The sequence below is a fragment of the Shewanella sp. WXL01 genome (assembly GCF_012263345.1).
GTDB classification, from domain to species: domain Bacteria; phylum Pseudomonadota; class Gammaproteobacteria; order Enterobacterales; family Shewanellaceae; genus Shewanella; species Shewanella maritima.
On record NZ_JAAIKQ010000001.1, the window covers coordinates 1,053,764 to 1,072,308 of the forward strand.

16 protein-coding genes are annotated in these 18,545 nt (G+C 44.4%); 11 read left to right on the top strand and 5 right to left on the bottom strand.

Annotated elements, in window-relative coordinates:
- Positions 1-17 precede the first annotated feature (17 nt).
- Entirely contained in the window at positions 18-1,379 is a 1,362-nt protein-coding gene (locus G3R49_RS04540; protein WP_245335235.1) for an ammonia-forming cytochrome c nitrite reductase subunit c552, read from the top strand.
- 457 nt (positions 1,380-1,836) lie between these two features.
- Positions 1,837-2,712: a LysR family transcriptional regulator gene (locus tag G3R49_RS04545; protein WP_167868755.1), complete on the top strand. Its 876-nt coding sequence runs from the start codon at positions 1,837-1,839 to the stop codon at positions 2,710-2,712.
- A gap of 98 nt (positions 2,713-2,810) precedes the next feature.
- Here the strand turns inward: G3R49_RS04545 and G3R49_RS04550 are convergent, their stop codons facing one another.
- Positions 2,811-3,536: a hypothetical protein gene (locus G3R49_RS04550; protein WP_167868756.1), complete on the bottom strand. Its 726-nt coding sequence runs from the start codon at positions 3,534-3,536 to the stop codon at positions 2,811-2,813.
- A gap of 193 nt (positions 3,537-3,729) precedes the next feature.
- Between G3R49_RS04550 and G3R49_RS04555 the strand changes: the two genes are divergently transcribed.
- From G3R49_RS04555 to G3R49_RS04585, 7 genes are all read left to right on the top strand, one after another.
- Positions 3,730-5,517, top strand: a complete 1,788-nt coding sequence (locus G3R49_RS04555) for an amidohydrolase (RefSeq protein ID WP_167868757.1) — start codon at positions 3,730-3,732, stop codon at positions 5,515-5,517.
- A gap of 397 nt (positions 5,518-5,914) precedes the next feature.
- A complete protein-coding gene (locus G3R49_RS04560) occupies positions 5,915-7,573 on the top strand; it encodes a cation transporter (protein ID WP_167868758.1) in 1,659 nt (552 codons plus the stop codon).
- Positions 7,570-8,478, top strand: coding sequence for a protease modulator HflC (gene hflC / locus G3R49_RS04565; protein WP_167868759.1), 909 nt, complete (start codon positions 7,570-7,572; stop codon positions 8,476-8,478). Before G3R49_RS04560 ends, hflC begins: the two co-directional genes overlap by 4 nt.
- Entirely contained in the window at positions 8,475-9,380 is a 906-nt protein-coding gene (gene hflK, locus G3R49_RS04570) for a protease modulator HflK (protein ID WP_167868760.1), read from the top strand. The genes hflC and hflK overlap by 4 nt, the downstream gene beginning before the upstream one ends.
- A 317-nt stretch (positions 9,381-9,697) precedes the next feature.
- The gene (locus tag G3R49_RS04575; RefSeq protein WP_167868761.1) at positions 9,698-10,747 is read left to right on the top strand and encodes a M14 family zinc carboxypeptidase; all 1,050 of its coding nucleotides are present in this window, start codon (positions 9,698-9,700) and stop codon (positions 10,745-10,747) included.
- A 52-nt stretch (positions 10,748-10,799) separates the two neighbouring features.
- Positions 10,800-11,639 (top strand): alpha/beta fold hydrolase, encoded by an 840-nt coding sequence (locus tag G3R49_RS04580; RefSeq protein WP_167868762.1) that lies wholly within the window; start codon positions 10,800-10,802, stop codon positions 11,637-11,639.
- A 143-nt stretch (positions 11,640-11,782) separates the two neighbouring features.
- The gene (locus tag G3R49_RS04585) at positions 11,783-12,166 is read left to right on the top strand and encodes a hypothetical protein (RefSeq protein WP_130598063.1); all 384 of its coding nucleotides are present in this window, start codon (positions 11,783-11,785) and stop codon (positions 12,164-12,166) included.
- Between the two features lie 88 nt (positions 12,167-12,254).
- On the opposite strand, the gene G3R49_RS04590 is transcribed toward G3R49_RS04585, so the two are convergent.
- The 4 genes from G3R49_RS04590 to G3R49_RS04605 all read right to left on the bottom strand — a co-directional run bounded on the left by G3R49_RS04590 (position 12,255) and on the right by G3R49_RS04605 (position 16,829).
- Complete coding sequence (locus G3R49_RS04590) at positions 12,255-14,453, bottom strand: hypothetical protein (RefSeq protein WP_167868763.1); 2,199 nt, start codon at positions 14,451-14,453, stop codon at positions 12,255-12,257.
- Positions 14,450-15,043 (bottom strand): GNAT family N-acetyltransferase, encoded by a 594-nt coding sequence (locus tag G3R49_RS04595; RefSeq protein WP_130598061.1) that lies wholly within the window; start codon positions 15,041-15,043, stop codon positions 14,450-14,452. The genes G3R49_RS04590 and G3R49_RS04595 overlap by 4 nt, the downstream gene beginning before the upstream one ends.
- Before the next feature lie 86 nt (positions 15,044-15,129).
- On the bottom strand, positions 15,130-15,957 hold the full coding sequence (locus G3R49_RS04600) for a DUF2057 domain-containing protein (RefSeq protein ID WP_167868764.1): 828 nt from the start codon (positions 15,955-15,957) through the stop codon (positions 15,130-15,132).
- A gap of 32 nt (positions 15,958-15,989) precedes the next feature.
- The gene (locus G3R49_RS04605; protein WP_130598059.1) at positions 15,990-16,829 is read right to left on the bottom strand and encodes an RNA pseudouridine synthase; all 840 of its coding nucleotides are present in this window, start codon (positions 16,827-16,829) and stop codon (positions 15,990-15,992) included.
- Between the two features lie 156 nt (positions 16,830-16,985).
- Between G3R49_RS04605 and lgt the strand changes: the two genes are divergently transcribed.
- Positions 16,986-17,777, top strand: a complete 792-nt coding sequence (gene lgt / locus G3R49_RS04610) for a prolipoprotein diacylglyceryl transferase (protein ID WP_167868765.1) — start codon at positions 16,986-16,988, stop codon at positions 17,775-17,777.
- Positions 17,778-18,147: 370 nt separating this feature from the next.
- Positions 18,148-18,537: a DUF3224 domain-containing protein gene (locus tag G3R49_RS04615; RefSeq protein WP_167868766.1), complete on the top strand. Its 390-nt coding sequence runs from the start codon at positions 18,148-18,150 to the stop codon at positions 18,535-18,537.
- Positions 18,538-18,545 lie beyond the last annotated feature (8 nt).

The window sequence follows — 18,545 nt, forward strand, 5'->3', positions numbered from 1 at the left end:
ATGAGTAGGACAAAATGATGAGAGAGAGTCGTACTAGTTTTTTAAAGTGGTGTGGTGTGGCGTTACTGTTGCCCCTCACTGCAGTTGCTCAGCCGAAAACGGATGCTAATCAGGTTAAGTTTCCTAAGCAGTTTGAAACCTGGGCTGCTACCCAAACCCAGTCTGAGTCAGAAGACATGTTGGCGCATTATCCTGCCAGCATTATCTTGTGGGCGGGTAGCTCGTTTGCCAAAGAGTACCGTAGCCCAAGAGGTCACCAATTTGCTGTAGCCGATGTGTCACGTACTCTGCGCACTGGCACGGCCGTACCGGCAGGCGAAAAAGGTTTATCGGCAAGTTGCTGGACTTGTAAAACGCCCGATGCGCCAAGACTGATGAAAGAAATGGGTGTTGAAGGATTTAGTGATGCTAACTTTGTCGATTTAGGGCAAGAGATAAAGTCAGTGGTTTACTGTAGCGATTGTCATATCGATGGCAGCGCTAAGCTGGCTTTACCACGTCCTCATGCACAAGACGCCATGGCAAAAGTACACCTGCCGTTTGAAAAGCAATCTAGCGCGATGCAAGGGGCGCAAACCTGTGGTCAGTGCCATGTGACTTATTACTTCCAGCCCGAGCGCAAGAACAAGGTGAATATTCCGTGGATTTTCGGCAACACGGCTGACGATATCGAGAAATACTACGACACACGCCGTTTTTACGAGTGGATCCATCCAATTTCGAAAACGCCAATTTTAAAAGCGCGTCACCCAGAGTTTGAGCACTGGAGTCGCAGCAAACATGCCGAAGTCAACGTCACCTGCGTGACTTGCCACATGCCAGCTGCAACAGATGCTAAAGGTAATGAGTACACTGACCATCAAGTGGGCAATTCTCTACAGCATTTCGACAGTGCTTGTGCAGGCTGCCATGAGAGCCAAGCTGAGCTTACCTCAACCCTTGATAAACACAAAAAGGACATTGATGCTAAAGCTCGCAAGGTAGAGGATTTACTTGTAAAAGCTCACTATGAAGCAAAAGCGGCCTGGGATGCTGGTGCTACTTGGCCAATGATGAATGATGCGATTATGGGGATTCGCCATGCCCAATGGCGCTGGGATTTTGCCATGGCATCACACGGCCTTTATGCTCATAATCCACAAGAGGGTCACGCTTTACTAGATAAAGCCATTGAGCAGGTAACCGATGCCCGCAACGTGCTTAAGTTTGTCGCTGGACATATTGGTGCCAGCGAGCCGCAGTATCCAGATATCAGCACCAAAGAGGCGGCCCACAAGGCCATCGGCTTTGTTGAGTCGGATGCACAAAAGGCTAAAGACGCCTTTATCAAGCAAGAGATCGAAAAACACTGGGACCCAATCGCTAGCACGGGTTACTAGTTGTTTGAGGTAAAGCGACTAAGTTAGATAATTAAAAAAACCGCCTTTTTAGGCGGTTTTTTGTGTAAGTTTCGGCAATGGCACTCAATAAATGGTTAAGTAGCTAACACTCTTTTGCTTAATTTTATTCTGAAATCGCTAAGTCACTGCAAGTGCTATCAGTGTTGCTTTTTTCTTTAATGATTTGCTCGATTTCAGGATTGAATCGCCACACAACATTTTTTTAAACTGGATGCTTAGTGGAGTGTATCCGAATGAGTGTAATCAGTTACTATGATTATCAAAGATATAGCAGATATCGCTGCAGATTGTTTTGGTTGGCTAGCTCAAATTGACAGTATCGATATTAACCGCTTTGTAGTGGCTTTCACATCGTACTCTCTCGGTGATGCCATGCAGTTGTCATTAGATTGCAGGGGATCGGTTGATTAAATGCAAAACGATATGTAGGCCTTATATGAATTTTTCTCTTGCCCAGCTTCAAGCATTTGTAACAACCGCAGAAATGGGAAGTTTCCAAGCGGCAGCAACTAAACTCAACAAGCGCTCTCAAGCAATATCTCAATTGGTAGCTGCGCTTGAAGAGTCAAACAACCTAGTGCTGTTTGTACGAAAGCCCAAGAGTCTAGAAATTACAGAGACAGGAACACGATTACTTTCCGCCGCTAGACGAGCTCTGAATGAATCATTGAAGCTCAATTTGTTATTAAACAGTGTACAGTTGCCAGATAACAATAATGTTATTTTGGCTGTAGATAGTTTTTTAGTATGTAACGAAGTCAGTGCTTGCTGTAAAGCAGTAGCTCAGCAATATCCCGATGCAGCTATTGAAGTCTTGGTTGGCACAACCCGAGAGGTAACCCGTTGGGTTGAAACTGGAAAGGCTGATATTGGGTTACAACTATCAACACTTAAGAAGTCAAGCCAGCTCACTTTGGTCAATGTTTTTAGCTTTGGCTTACTGTTTGCCGCTCCCGCTGATAAGTTTCATCCAGGGGAGGTCGTTACCGAGGAGCAACTGCACTTAATCCCTCAAATCGTCTATGAAACGGTTTATGATTTAAGTATGGATAAATCCCACGTCGTGAGTGATCAAGTAATAGTGACCAATAATTTGAGCCAGTTACTCAGCTTGGTAGAGGAAGGTGTGGGTTGGAGTGTTGTACCAGATATATCATCAAAAACCGTCTTAAGGTCTGACAATCTAGTTGAAATTTCTCTCGAGGGAGGACCTCACTATCAATGGATGGCAGATTGCGTGTACAGACATGAAGATGAACTCTCTTTAGCGGCTGATTACCTATTGCAAAAGTTAATGGAACTAGACAGTTAGGTATTGTTTTAACGACATTTATCGCAAAGAAGATCAGACTCATCACACCAGATAAGCCAGGAAAACATCTGTCCCCCGAAGACACAATAATCTACCTGTTAATCCCTTTTAGGGGAAAAGGAGAACTGATGTTTTTCATCGGCTATATTTAGCGAAACTGTCAGCTTAGCATCACTATCACCCAGTAACATTGCCTGAGAATGCAACTCTGCAATAAAGTTCGTTGCCGGTGTAATCGTTAGCGCAGCTTTTGTTTTGCGAGTATTCCACGCATACAGTTTTTTCGCTTGCTCCCGAACTTTTGCACTGTTTGCCGCTTGTTTTTTAGTCGCTCCCGACAATGCATCGATGTTAGGTTTATCGACCAATACACTATCTTGCTCTGCCAATGAAAAACCTAAGATTAAATCAGCTTGATTAGTTACAAATAATGACCTCATTTTGAGCGAATTGAGTGCAGAAAGTGCAAGTTGTCCTGATTCGGGATCTTGTTTGTAGCTATCCATTAATTGTTCAAATGAAAGTAGACCTAGTTCAGATTTCCTATCATGGATACTCACTGAATTAGCTGAGAGAATGATTCTTTCTTTAGTATGGTTAGTAATAGCTAAAGCAAGCCTGACAGGCTTACCTGCTGCAAGTAATTCTTTTATGGGCATTAACATCACAGTAAACGAATCACTCCGCGACACCATGACTTCTTGGCCTGCAAGAGTCTTTATCTCTTGAGCATAATTTGGGCCTTTCACGAGATAAGTTTGGCTTATGACTGTTCCACTGACTACTACTAAAAATATACAAAAAACTCTGACAATACTTTGCACGACCTACCTCTTCCACGACCTTTGAAAACTGCGTAAGGCTATCACCACGCAAGTTAGGTATCAAAATCAAGCACAAGATTTACTTGTTCTTAGCGACTTCGCTAATTGATTTCATATTGAAATAATCTCTCACAACGAAATGGAGATCCGAATGCCCACGGCTGGGCTTGTATTTTCTCAATGAGGTTATGAAATGAAAAAGTCCTTACTAGCGTTAACTTTAGCTGCAACGTTCGCAGCAAATGTTTCTGGTGTTGCAATCGCTGGCGAATTAGCAGACACCGTATTCACCAACGGTGAATTTGAAACAATGAATGAAGCTCAGCCAACAGCTGAAGCAATGGCTGTCAAAGATGGGGTGATTGTATACGTCGGTGATGCTAAAGGTGCTGAAAAATATGCTGCTGACGCTGATTCGGTTATCGACCTAAAAGGCAAATATGTCACGCCAGGGTTCATTGAATCCCACAACCACGTAGTTGGTTCAACTTGGATGACTTCTGGCGTCGATTTGAGCCAAGCTAAGTCAACCGCTGAGCTGGGTCAGATTCTTAAAGACTACTACGCTGCTAACCCTGATGTAAAAATGATCGTTGGTAACGGCTGGGTTTACGGTAACTTAGAAAAATTCCTGACTGCGGAATTCTTAGACAGCCTAGACATTCCTGTACCTATGGTTCTAGTTGGTAACTTCTGTCACGACGCCGTATTCAACAGCCTAGGGCTTGCTGCTGCGGGTATCGACTTAGACACAGCTGAAGACTTGCAGCCTGGCGTTATCTACTGGGAGCGCGATGAAAACGGCCGTGCAACTGGTTTGGCTATTGAAGGCCAGTGGGCACAGGGCTATGTGAACATGGGTGCTTGGAACCCAGAAACTGACATTCCAGAAGCATCTGATTACCTGCAAGGCTACTTAACCACTCAAGGTGTAACCACTTCGATCGTACCGGGTGTGATGACTCCAGCGGTAATCATCAGCGGTGATGCGGTAATTAAAGAGTATCGTTTGGCGGCTGAAATTCTGCAAAAGCGTATCGACAATGGCGAAGCGACCATGCGTATCGGTCACATGCCTATCTTCAAACTACCAGACTCTGACGTTGTTGAGTACATGGAAACCGCTGACGAGATTTCTGCTAAGTACAACAGCGACATGCAGTGGGTTGCCGGGATTAAACTGCACACAGAAGCAGCATGGCAAGATGGCAGCGCAACTCAAATGGTACCTTACCGCGTTAAAGGCAAAGACGGCCTAGATAACTTCGGTAAGTACGGCCTACCAATCGACTTTTCACACAAAGTGGTTAACGAAGCGAACAAGCGTGGCTACAGTGTTTACTCCCATGTAAACGGTGCGCGTATGGTTAACCGTCTACTAGACGTATACCTAGAAGCACAAGCGTTGTACCCAGAAGCGCGTAACCGTTTTGAGCACTTAGACTTCGCAATGAAAGCTGACCGTGACCGCATGGTTGAAGCCAACATCGGTGTTAACGCAACTCCAGCGTTTGCGAACGAAATCGATGCCAGCCCTGGTGGTGAGTTGTTGTTTGAAGCGATGGACAATGATTACATCAAGAACGCTTACGGTTCTTACACGGATCTAGCGCATCGTTACGACAACGTATCTATCTCTGGTGACTCACCAGGTATGCCAATTGAAAAGGCTTACCCTGTGTATAACATGCAAGCCGCGATGACCCGTATGGATCCAACCGCCGGTGGTAACCCATTCCCAACATGGCGTAAGTCGATGACTTTTGATCAGGTAATGAAAGCACATACCACCATCCCAGCATGGCAGTTGCACATTGAAGAGAAAGTCGGCTCGCTTGAAGTAGGTAAGCTGGCTGATATGGCCATCTTTGAAAACAACCTGCGCGACGTGGCTGCTCAAGACCCAAGTTCTTTGGTTGAGAACGGCAAGGTTGTCGGAACTGTCCTAGGCGGTGAATTTACATTCAAAGATGGTATTTAATCACTGCCTATGACTGTTAATCGATTTGTTGTCGATTGATATAGTCGCGAAAAATCGGCCAGGCACCGCGGTTTCTGGCCGACAAAAATAAAGGATTTTCTGTAGGCAGCTTGATGAGTTTTATCAACTTACTAAGCAAGCTATTACAAACAGCGTCAACCGACTGATGCTACCTACACTGCAGTAGTGACACTCTTTAGTGTTACTACTCATTACATACGAGAATCATCAACAGATTGCCGCAGTGGCTTGAAGGATGCGCTCGTTCTTTAGCAGAAACTGAACCCTAGCGCTCAAAAGTTGCACTGAAAAGCATTGTAGATAGCTTGAAACTAAGTGCGTGGAATAAGGCATGGGTTCAGTCACCTCATATGCTATATGTTTGAAGAGTGAAACTATGTTTAAAGATAAACGTTTAAGAGCCTCAGCTCTTTGCCTAATCACAGAGTTGCTACTAGGTGGCTTTCGATGTGCACTGGCAATGATGACGGGTAGCCTGGCATTGATGGCCGATGGGGTACACGCGTTAAGTGACGTTTGGGTTTCGTTTGTACTGTTCTTCGTTCTCATGTTCCGAGTTTCTAACGATCGCAGTAAAAAATTTAGCCCCAAATTGATTAACTATGTTGAGTCATCGGCAGTCATTTTCTCGGCTATCGCTGTGTTATTCGCAGCAGTGGCAATTTTCGATCGCTTATACAAGACTGAAACACCACAAATTGAATACTTGTGGTTAGCAATCGCGGGTACGGCGGTTGTTATGGTCGTGATTTATTTCTTGGCCAAACTTAAACAACGTGTCGGGCGCGAAACCAACTCAGTAACGTTGGAAGCTGACGGCTATCACAGTAAGGCTGATTTAATCACCTCTGCAGCAGTGCTACTCTCGCTAGTCGGAAGTCTAGCTGGTATTCATCTTGATAAAGTGTTGGCTGTTATCATCGCAGCGATGATTGCGTTACTGGGTGTAGAAATGTTGGTTTCTGGTTTAAGAAGTCTAATAAGCAGCCAAGAGTTTGATCAACTCTCTTTAATTGAATGGTGTGGTAAAAAACTCAGTGCCATCCCATTTGTCACCGCAACCAAACGCACTATTAATGCGACGACCACTGTACTTTACAAGCTGAGATACGTCATTGCCTCAGGAGTTGTCCTCGCTTACGCCGTCACAGCAGTGTCTATCGTCCCATTGGGTTATGTAGGTCAGAAAGTTGTGTTGGCAAAACAAACTCAAGCAGACTTACCTGTGGGAGCTTATCTACATGCGCCATGGCCCTTTGCTCAAATTAACTTGATCCGTGATGGCGACGTTCGTAAAGCTAATGTGGGCTTAATACCCTCTGCTGTTACTCAACGCGTATCTGACGGTGCATGGTTCAGTGTGTCTAGCCGAACTCGCAAAGATGACAATACCGGCTATTTACACACTGGTGACCAAAACCTAGTGTTTGTTAGCGGCGAGCTTTTATACCGAGTAACCTCGCCAACCAAAGCCGCTACAAGCTATCCCGAGCTAGACACAATGGTTACTGAACTGGCTAACTCATCGCTATGGGAGTTAGTGTCAAGAAAAACATATTTAGAGCTGATTCAAGGTGACAGGCAGGAACTTGCCGACCAACTAAATAGTTTCATCAGCCGTGGTGCTGAACAATTAAATTATCCAATTGAAATTGTGTCGTTCTCATTCGAAAGTATCCAGCCTCCAGGTCCGGTGGTGAATACCTATCGCAAGTTGTTGCAAGCTCGGCAGCTCAAAGTAGACAAAGTGAATCAAGCGCTGACGGAAAAATACTTTCAGTTATCCGCTGCCAGGGCGAATGCAGTGCAAATTATCGAGCAAGACAAAGCGTACGCTCATGCTCATAACACTCGAGCAGAAGGTGATATCACTCGTTTTAACTCGATAGCCCAGAGCTACAACAGAAAGCCAGAAGCTTACAAGTTAAAGCTACAAACCGAGAGTTTTCAAAGAACTCTATCGGGTCGACCGTTGACGATCGCAGACCCAAGATTTGACAAACATGACTACCGAATTTGGAGCGCAAAACAATGAGTATGAAAACTCTTTTATCAAACAAATTGAAATGGGTTGCCATTGCAGTAATTGGCCTTGGATATTTGGCTTTTGATAGCTTGGTTATTGTTAATGAGGGCCAGCAAGCCGTGATTAGCCAGTTTGGCAGCCCTGTGAAAGTCGTCAACACTGCGGGTTTGATGTTTAAGCTACCGACGCCAGTGCAATCGGTGACGCATATTGACAGTCGTGCACAAGTACTTTCACTGCAACATAACGAATACGGCACCGCCGACCGAAGTAACTTAGTGATTGAAAACTTTCTTGTATGGGAAATTGCTGATCCTATTCGCTACCTGACTTCAGTGGGAAATAAGGATGTAGCCTCAACTCGATTAGCGGCACTAGCCAATGCTGAAGTGGGGATTGCGATTAGTTCGGTTAATCTGCCTACTCTATTTGGTATGACCGAAGAAGATAAGACGGTAAAGGTACTGTTTGAGCAGATCACCGAGCAATTAGATGCTAAATCGAGACGCGAACTTGGCATTAAAGTTACTACTTTGCGAGCGAAACGTCTGGGTTTTCCTATTCAAAGTCTTGCTGCAATATACAACCGCATGGAGTCTGAGTGGCAGCACTTAGAAAAGAAATACCTTGCTGAAGGTGAAGAAGAAGCGGCTGGTATTCGCGCTGAAACCAATCGTTTGGTAAGCAAAATTGAAGCTGAAGCGTATCGTGAAGGACAGGTGATACGAGGTGAAAGCGAAGCGCAGGCTGCCGCCATCTATGCCAAAGCCTATGAGGAGAACGAAGAGTACTTCACTTTCTCTCGATACATGGAGGCTTACGAGAAAGTACTAAAAGATAACGCAACGCTCATTTTGCCCACTGACCTTCCACTGTTTAAACAGTTATTTGATGCGCCAGAGGTGAAAAAATGAGTCGTTCAGTAAGTATTGACCTGAGGGCAATCTGGCAAGAGTTTTGGCCCAAAGCTAGGCTACTTGTACTTGTCGGTGTTCCATTGATTTATTTAGCAAGTGGTTTTTACTCGATAGAGATGGAGCAACGAGGCGTGCTATCCCGATTTGGTCAGGTGATGAACAGCAATGTACCTCCGGGCATGCACTATCGGCTACCTTGGCCTGTCGATAGCATCGAGGTGGTAAATCAAGTGGAATTGCAGTCGACAGAGGTTGCATACTCTCAACAAGGCAGAGACGGTAGGCTACAGCCTGATATGATCACTCAACGCGGTGACTTAGCTGAGATGGCATATGAAATTCAGTACAGTATTACTGATCCTGCGAGTTACTTAAACTCAGCTAATGATATCCCAACTCTAATTGAGTTCATCACGACCTCCGAGCTTATCGATTATGTCTCTCAGCAACAACTCGAACCTTTGTTAGCATCTGGGCGAAGTATGCTTCAACAAGATGTACGTCAACGAGTGCAAGCAGCGCTAGATGAGTTCAACGCTGGTGTGAATGTAACTTCGATTTTGGTCCATCGTTTGGAAACGCCGCGAAGCATTAGGCTGCAATTTGATAGATTACAAATTGCGCCAGCAGAAAAGCGTAAATTAGTTCAAGATGCGGTTGCTGAGCGAACGCAAAAAATATCGGCAGCCAAAATCGCTGCTAACCAGTATGTTCTAGAACAAAAAAACTATGCGACTAAAATCATTCAAAATACCAAAGGTGAAATGGATCGCTTTATGTTACGAGCAGACGAAATCAATCAATCCGAAAGTGCCGATTACTTAATAAGTAAAGAGTATTTGCAAACGATGGAGAAGATACTCTCTAACGCCAAAACTAAGATAGTTACTCCGAGTTAACCATTCCTGAGTGCTTGCTGTAATTTAAGATAACGATGACTAAATAAAGCAACGTCAGCTAAATGTAACATTTGCTGGCGATTGCATTTGTATTGAGTACATGATGCTTGTTTAGAGTAATAATCTATTGCCCATAGGAGAGGTAACGCTATCAAATACGAAAATAGCTATTAGCTAAACTTTTTCGCAAATTACGCCTATGCGATCTTAATTAACTCGATAAAACCGCTAGTAACTCGCTGTTTTTACATCAATGTCATCACTTTGTCTTATAGCCGAGCTAGCTTGGATATTACGACTAACTTGATGATGACTGTATGGCATTATTTGCAAGGCAACGGACTTTTGAAGTGGATATGCTGGCGAGAATTATCGCTCAGCATCAGCATTTGTTTCGTCATCACACCCTTGCTGAGCGTATGTGCCTTGGTCAGCCTCTTCCTGTAAAAGCAATTGAGCTGGGTGCTCGCGGCTCAGGTATGCCCACAGTGTTGTTCGTTGGCGGTATTCATGGCGTTGAACGCATCGGCTCTCAGGTTGTTTTATCTTTTCTATCAAGCCTGCTTAAACGCCTTGACTGGGATGTGCATTTACAGCAATTGCTGCAAAAAGTGCGAATTGCATTTGTGCCCATTGCCAATCCTGTAGGCGTATTTAAAGGCACGCGCGGCAATGGCAATAATGTGGATTTAATGCGTAATGCACCACTTTCAGCCATTGAGCCTGTGACCTTTATGGTTGGTGGTCAATCGGTGAGTAAGCACTTACCCTGGTATCGAGGCCAAGGTGATACTGAGTTAGAAACTCAGGTGCTGATCGACTATGTGCAGCGCTTAATTGATAGCAGCTCAAGCCTTATTTCACTTGATGTGCATTCAGGGTTTGGGTTGTTAGATCATTTATGGTTTCCCAACGCCTACACTAAAGCGCCATTTGCAGGTGCTGCTTATGTGCAGTATTTAAAGCAGTTGTTTGACGCGGGTTATCCTCACCATAGTTACTATCAATGTGCGCCCCAGAGTCAGTTTTATCGCACCCATGGTGACCTTTGGGATTATATTTATCAGCAAAATATGCCAGCTTCAGTTGATGCAGGAAATAGGGGGAGCAGCTTGCCAAAGTTAGTGCCGTTAACCCTAGAAATGGGCTCGTGGGCGTGGGTAAAAAAGAATCCAAGGCAAGTGTTTAACTTTCATGGTTATTTTAACCCACAGCAACGCCATCGGCATCAACGCATTTTACGTCGTCATATTACCTTGATGCAGTTTTTACTTGATGCCGCTTGTAGTGAGGTATTGGAGAAAATGCCAAACTCAGCATTTGAGCAATATCGTCAGCAAGCTCACGCTAAATGGTACAAGCGCTAAAAACTAAACGAGCACGAGTGATGGAAAGTTAGATGGGGATTTGGGAGGACGGATGGTCATAGTGTTACTACGCGGTTTAATGCGAGACAGTCGCCATTGGGCAGGGTTTGAGCAGCGTTTGCGTGAGCTAGGGCATAAGGTGATTTGTATTGATGTGCCCGGCAGTGGCAAGTTGGCGCAGCAGTCAAGCCCAACCGTTCTTCAAGATTATTGCCCAGCACTGATCACACAGATACGAGAGCAGTTAGCGGAAATAGTATCACGTGATAAGCAGAGCGAATTGCCAACGCTGCATATTGTCGGCTTGTCTATGGGCGGCATGCTTGCCACCTTGCTGGCACGGCAGTTAGAAAGTGAATGGCTACAAAGTCAGGTCGCAGTGCAAGATACACAACAAGTAACGCAAAACGTTGCACTTAAAGTGGCTAAAGTGAGCTTGCTTAACTCAAGTGCGGGTAATTTATCGCCTTGGTATCAAAGGTTTAAAATCACGGGTTTGTTATCGGCATTTAAACGTCAGCTGTTATCTCCAGCGGCTAAGCCTGAGCGTTGCCAACATTGGTCATGGTTTGAGTGCTATACCTTGCAGCTGACTTCAGTGCTTCATCATCAAAATGCAAAAATCATTGAGGACTGGTCGCAATATCGCCATGATAATACAACCTCACTAAATGATGGTGCGAGGCAGCTGTTGGCTGCGGCTAGGTTTAGTGCACCTCAATTAACATGCCCTTTGCAGGTGATTGTGGGGCGTGAAGATAAGTTAGTAAGCACTAACTGTAGCGAGAATTTAAGCCGCTTCTATGGTGCTGAATTACATGTGATAGACAATGCAGGGCATGATGTCACCTTAGATAAGCCAAGAGAAGTTGCCGAATTGCTCGGTGGCTAACCGTTATCATTCATAAGTTGATTGCTCGGTTTGTGAAACCTTAACGCGCCGTGTTTATGCCAATTCTCTGTTATTGATAACAGAAATTTTGTTGCATTCAAGGTACACTTGCTGCAATTGTCTCTATCGATAAGGGTTAGTCAGTGCTAACTAAAATACTCATCACATTGCTCGTCATTGCTGGTGCTATGGCATATTTGCGCCATGGCCGAAAACAACAACAGCAAGATACCCAAAGATATGAGCAGGCTCATGGTAAGGTGTCGGGTGCCAAGTTAAGCATTTATGGCGTGATAGCCTTATCACTTGTGGCGACGATGGCCTATTGGGGCTGGGGTTGGTATCAAGACAATACTGTGGTGAATGTGACGATTACATCACCGGTTGAGGGGCAATCGCAAACCTACCAGGTACGCCGTAAAGATATTGAAATGCAAAGAATTACTACCGTTGACGGCATTCAAATTCGTTTATCGAATCAAGAGCGTATCACCATTTCTCAAGTAGCAGACTCAGACGGACAATAATCAAACGATTAGTCGTAAGATATTTAAAAGGCTTGCTAACTTTCCCAAGTGGGAGTGTTAGCAAGCCTTTAGTCTTTATGAGTGTTAACTATTTCTGATTGTCGTTTTTGTTGATCAGCAAGATGATCAGCAGCAGTGCAAATAGGGTCACAATACTGACCTGAAGTTCACCCGAAATCACAAAACCCATGTTAGAGCCGTTAAGAATATCGAAGATATCTTTAAGTGCACCGACGGAAATTAGTGCCATTGAGCCAGACAGCACACTGGTTAAGCGCTTGGTATTACGACTTTGCAGCTGCTCATAAATACGTGCGCTTTCAGCGATAATTTCATCCTGACGATATTGGATTTTGGCTAGTGTGTCTTGAGTGCGGCTATGAAGATTCTCAAAATCCATATACTCAAAAACTTGCTTTACCATGCGAGTATGATCAGGGAAGGTCATCATACTGCCAGCGTTAATCAAATCCAGTAGCCAGTGAGCGTCGCTAGTAAATTGCTTCAGGCTTTTGCGCTCAGCTTTTAGTACTTCAATACGTGCTTTTAATACTTTGGCTGACTGTTTTTTTGAACCGTTAATAGCAGGTGTAGTCGATAGCTGATTTTTCTTGAGCTGCATGCCAAGTTCAGTATTCGTTAGTTGGAACATATTGGTAATAACTGCAGCTACATCCATCATTTCAGCGCTTTGGTCGAGCACCCAGTTAGGTTGTTCCAATAGACCTAAAACACATTCATGACGGTTGGTGTAAACAAATTCCTGACGGTTATAGCAGGCTTTATTTAGATTGTGTTCTTCGGCAGTGACTGTGCGCAAACACCAGTCATCAACCGCACTGCGAAGCTCTCGCTGCGGCAATACAAAAGCAGGGTAACCTATATGGGCTTTTAGGGCTTTAGCATCAACTGGGGTGAATTCGCCGTTCATGTACTCCATCATGCGATCGAGTCTTGTTGATACATAACGGTTTTCGACCGTGTTGTAGTGCAGCAGGGCGTTACCTGGTGTTTGTTCAATGTCAAAATGGGCGTGTAGTGCACTGGCTACCTCGGCGAAGCGCTCATCGGCAAATTCTTGGAATAAGCCGACTTGTTGGCCATTCCAGTGCATTAGCTGATCCATAGCAAACGGTGTGCCTAGCGACATTGCATGGCGCACGCCACTTGCGCTGACTTTATCTAGCTGGCCTTTAAGGTTAAGCGCAAAGATCCCCATCGGGTAATACACCAGCTCAATATCAAACTCGAGGTTAGTACAAATATCGCCATTGTCGCGAAATGGCATAGTGAGTTTGGGTAACTCCCATGAGTAGATATCAGCAAAGTCTTGAGAAATACCAGACCAGATATCGTTAAGCATGTTGCGCTGAGGAACCTTGTCGTTCCATTGTTCAAAGTAAAGCTTATGGTTAGGGCAGCGGTTGTCGATAATGTCAGATAGCACTTGACGAAACTCTTGGCTGACGTTGTGGCTGACCGTGGCGAAATAAGAAATGCTAATGGCGCCGCGCTCGATAAAGAGCTCGCCTGTCCCGGGCTTACGCTGCTCGCTAAAGAAGTCTAACGGCGGCCAAAGTGACTCGAGGTCTGTAGACATAATGTATTTATCGGCTTGCGTAAGCTGATCAACGGCCTGCAAGAATAGCGGCTTGTTTTGCGCCATTTTTGCAGTGAGCACTTTAGGATCTTGCCAACGAATAGCGTATAGATCTGAAACCACTTTTACGCCGCTGCTGTAGTGTTTATAGGCAGTAAACTCTGGCAATAAATATTCAGAATAAATACTAGCTTCAACGTCATTAAACAGGTTGCTTAGCGCATTAACATTGGCAAGGTACACTTCAATATTTTCAGTGGCTTGCTGCATCAGCCATTCCTGACTGGTATAGATGCCTCGGTCGATTGTACAAATATCGATTTGAATCGCAGCGAACTTCTCTAGCACCTTAAGCAAGCGACAATCTGGCATAGACTCGAGCGCAGTAATTGAAGAGCGAACTAAGGTTTCGGCGTGATAATACCAGTTACTTTCTTCTACCTCGTGTCTGGCTAGGCCATAACAAGCGGCAAACAGCAAAAAAGCTTGTTCATCTGTGAGGGCTTCACAGTGTTTAAGCTCAATCTTTGGCGTAGTTTCTATGCTTTCCACCATAGATAAGGCGCTAGATTTAGTGGCTTGTAACTCGGTTTTCGCCCAATGGAAACATTTCTCAAATTCTTCTTCTTGAATAAAACCAAAAAAGCTGTGGATTAACGGCTCAATGGATTTAATGTCGAAACTCATAATGCGTCCTGTGCTTGGATATGGGCAAGTTGCTTAATTAGTCTTGGGTCGTCATCACTGAGGTAATAGCTTTGACGGAAAATATGACCCACCATTTTCGTTAGTTTTTCTGGTGTGGGTTTAACAAGACTGGACTCAGCGTGATACATCAATGCCATAGGCGTTGACTGGTCATCGTCGTAGTGTGGTGACAAAAACTCGATGTTGAAGCGGATAAACCCTAAGCGTTGATAGAACTTTTCTGGCCCCGCTTCGGCTTCTACCAGTAACCAATGGTATTCATCACGCTTGGCAAAGTAGTCGAACAATTCCTGACAAAGTTGTTTACCTAGGCCTTGTCCCTGGTGATTTGGCGAGATAAACAGATAACCCAGTAGGGCAAAGTTCATTTGGGGATACAGCTCGGTAAGTGTCATTCCAACAGCTTTACCGTCTATAACAGCGACAATACAGCGCGATGAACCTGCATTAACAGCAGCCGCCATTTCATCAATAGGCTCACGCTCCCACTGGGGGAATACCTCACAATAGATGGCCATTGATTGATCCCAAAGTGGACCTTGAGCTTGGGTAAGGGTAAGGATTTGCATGATTTATCTGATTGTTATCGTTTCAGAAATACTATCAAACCTTACCCGTAAATGACTAGATATCCTGATAGGGAAAACGACGAAAATCAGTTGTTGATCTTGTCTTTAAATTTAGCCTTAGTTGTATCGTCTGCTTTGTTGTACCAGTAATCCAGCATTTGTAAGATTTCAGCTTGATCTTGCTCAATGGTTTTGACTGTCATTTCTGTGCTAGCTTGCGGTGCTGGTGCACTTGGTACCGTTGATTGAGGTTGGGGTTGTACTTGTGCTATTGAAGCTGCTACGGGCGTTGCAACCGTAACCGCAGGTGCTAGCGCGGCTACAGATGCTCTATCACTACTTTGATTATATGCTGCGATTTCTGCTTGATAGTTACGCCCAAGTTGCATTCCACTGACCTTTAGGGTGTCGTATACAAAACTAACTTGATTGCCAGTATTGGTTTCAAGGCTAATTTGAGGATTTTTATTAAACTTTTTCCCAGCCTTTTTTGAGCGCACCGTACCCGCGCTTAGGGTAAGCGCATTTGTAGAAATAACCGAGGCAGTATCAAAGGTTACGACAATTACATCAGAGATAAACTTCTCGCGATTGCCTCGTTCCATGAAAAAACTGCGCACATTAAACACTAGCTGTTGTTTCGCCTTGGTGTCTTCTAGTCTTGTTGTGCCCTCATCTTCAACTAGCTCGCCGTTAACCGCAATGAGCTCAATGTTGTCGTCATACTTCAAATCTATGTTGGCACTCGCATTGGTGCTAATAAGTGTATTAGCAGCTAACAAGGCGATAAAAATACTTACCTGAGACAGACGGTTTAAAAGGCGAACTTGCATAGTGAGATGCTCCATGAGAGTTTGTGTTTTTAGCTTAGCGTAAAATGGGCGGCGACTTTGATTATTTAATCCAAGTGTCATACTCAATCCCAACTTTGAGCTAAGTTGCTTATTTAGCCAAACGTGGGGCGATATTGCTCTGGTAGTTCGAACACTTTGCGCTCATTGCTTACTGGGCAAATAAACTCAAAGTAGCAACTGGTGAGTTTTAAGTCTGGGCTGGTTTCGTCGGCATCGCCGTGGAGGCGATCGCCAACTACGCTGTGACCTAAGCTTGCCATATGAATGCGTATTTGATGCTTGCGACCTGATTCAATTTTTACCTGAACTAATGATTGATCTAGCTCGCTGTTGTATTGCAAACGTCTGGCTCGCGATAACGCAGGTTTATTATCAACATCGGTATTAATGGTGACTTCATCATCAGGGAAACGACCATTGACGATGACCTGATAATGTTTGCTCAAATTGCGGGTTTCGAACATTTTTGCAATGTCGCGAGTTGCTTGTTTGGTATGCCCAAGAATAATCAAGCCTGTTGCAGCTCTGTCTAGTCGATGAATTAGATAGGCACTGCGCTGCGGCGTGGCGTTTAGCTCAACAAAGCGATCAATCGTTGTGTGGTCGCTCCATTTTGAGCCCTGACAACGCATGCCGTAAGGCTTGTACCACAAGCTGTATTGCCCTTCATCAAATAGCATTTTTGCTGGAGTAACTTGCTCCGCAAGAATATGGGCGTTGTAGTACAGGTGTAGCTCGTTACCCACAGCTAGTGCTTTTTTGGCACGTCTCAAGCGCGAGGTTTGCTTACCACGAGTAAGCCATACCGCACCTTTTTGCATGGCATTTTTAATCACCTGTTTTGACAACTTGGTTTGCTCAGCAAGCAGACTCACTGCATCTTGGTCTGGCTGGCTTACCTTAATATGGCACTCTATTTTGCTTTGGGTCATGGGGTAGTTTGTTGTGATTGATCGCGGCAAAGCCATTGAATAAAGGCGATCTTACGTTATTTATTTGTTTAGGCACAAGATTCAAATAATGTTAACTCGAAATCCGCTGTTGATAGGGATATGATTGCTGCGATAAACCCATTTGGAGAACCACTTTTGGAACATTTTGTATGGAACGTTGACCCTGTACTGCTTAGTCTGGGGCCTCTGAAAGTACACTGGTACGGTGTATTATTTGCAACAGCCATCGCCGCTGGTTTTATGGTGATGAAGCATATCTATAAGCGTGAAAACTTGCCTGTACAATCGTTAGACGATTTATTGATGTATTGCGTTGTTGGCATCATTGTAGGCGCAAGGCTTGCCCATTGCTTGTTCTATGATCCTGATTTTTATCTGAGTAATCCAATTAAGATTTTATATATCTGGGAAGGTGGGTTAGCCAGTCATGGTGGTGGTTTAGGTGCGATTCTAGCGCTGTTTTATTATCACAAAAAGATGCAACTACCATTCTTGTTCTTACTTGACCGCTTAGCCATTGCGACGGCAATTTTTGGCTTTTTCGTGCGCATGGCGAACTTTGTCAATTCAGAAATCCTTGGCGAGCCGACAAACTCAGCATTTGGCATTGTGTTTGCCCGCATCGATAGTGTTGCTCGCCATCCTGCGCAGCTTTACGAGGCAATTGCCTACCTCACTAGCTTTGCCGTGCTTTATTGTGTGTACCATTTCACTTCACTCAAGCAAAAACATGGTGGTATTTTCGGGCTATTCCTGCTGCTTATTTTTAGCGCTCGCTGGGCAATTGAAGCGGTGAAAGTGAGTCAAACTGCATACCAAGAGCAGTTCTTAACAACAGGCCAAGCGTTAAGCGTGCCGTTTTTAGCTGTGGGTATTGTGCTATTTGCTCGCGCTTTATTTGTCGCAGAAAAACCTGATAAAGCCTGATAGCCCCTGATTTTTATAGGGCATGACTTAATAGAGCGTGGCTTAATAGAGAATGGTTTAACTGGCTTGAGCTTAATTTGAGCTATCAAAATGCAGTTGTGGCGTTGATGATTCAATTTCCGCAGCTGCATTTTTTTTGTGCCTGTCTGATTAATTATGCTGACTAATCAGTGCTAACTTGTTGACCCTGAAGGGTATAACTTGTTCAATCATTGTACGAATATCTAGCACTTTAGTTGTAAAACGCCTACAGGTTGACCAGTAGGCGTTTTTGTTTGCCAAAATTGAGGTATGTTTTATACATACCTTTATACAGACATATTTTTACAAGGGTATGTCATACAAAACAGATACTTGGTAAGGAACACTGATGAAAATATCTGGCTCTTTCGACGTTGAAATGCAACCAATGGATGTTGATATCGCTGGTACAGACGGTAATCACCTCGGGCAAAATAAATTGTTGAAACGTTATCAGGGAGATTTAACAGCGCAAAGCCAAGGCAACATGCTAAGTGTAATGACTCCAGTTAAAGGCTCGGCGGGATATGTGGCAATTGAGAAAGTAGATGGCACGCTTTGTGGCAGGCAGGGCACTTTTGTATTGCAGCACTATGGCATTATGGGAGCAGGCGGTGAGCAACTGATTTTAGAGGTTGTGCCCGACTCTGGTACCAGTGAGTTAGTTGGGTTGAGCGGCAGCATGGCAATTCATCGCGAGAATGGTCAGCACTTTTACGATTTTGATTTTGAGCTTTAATGCTGTAG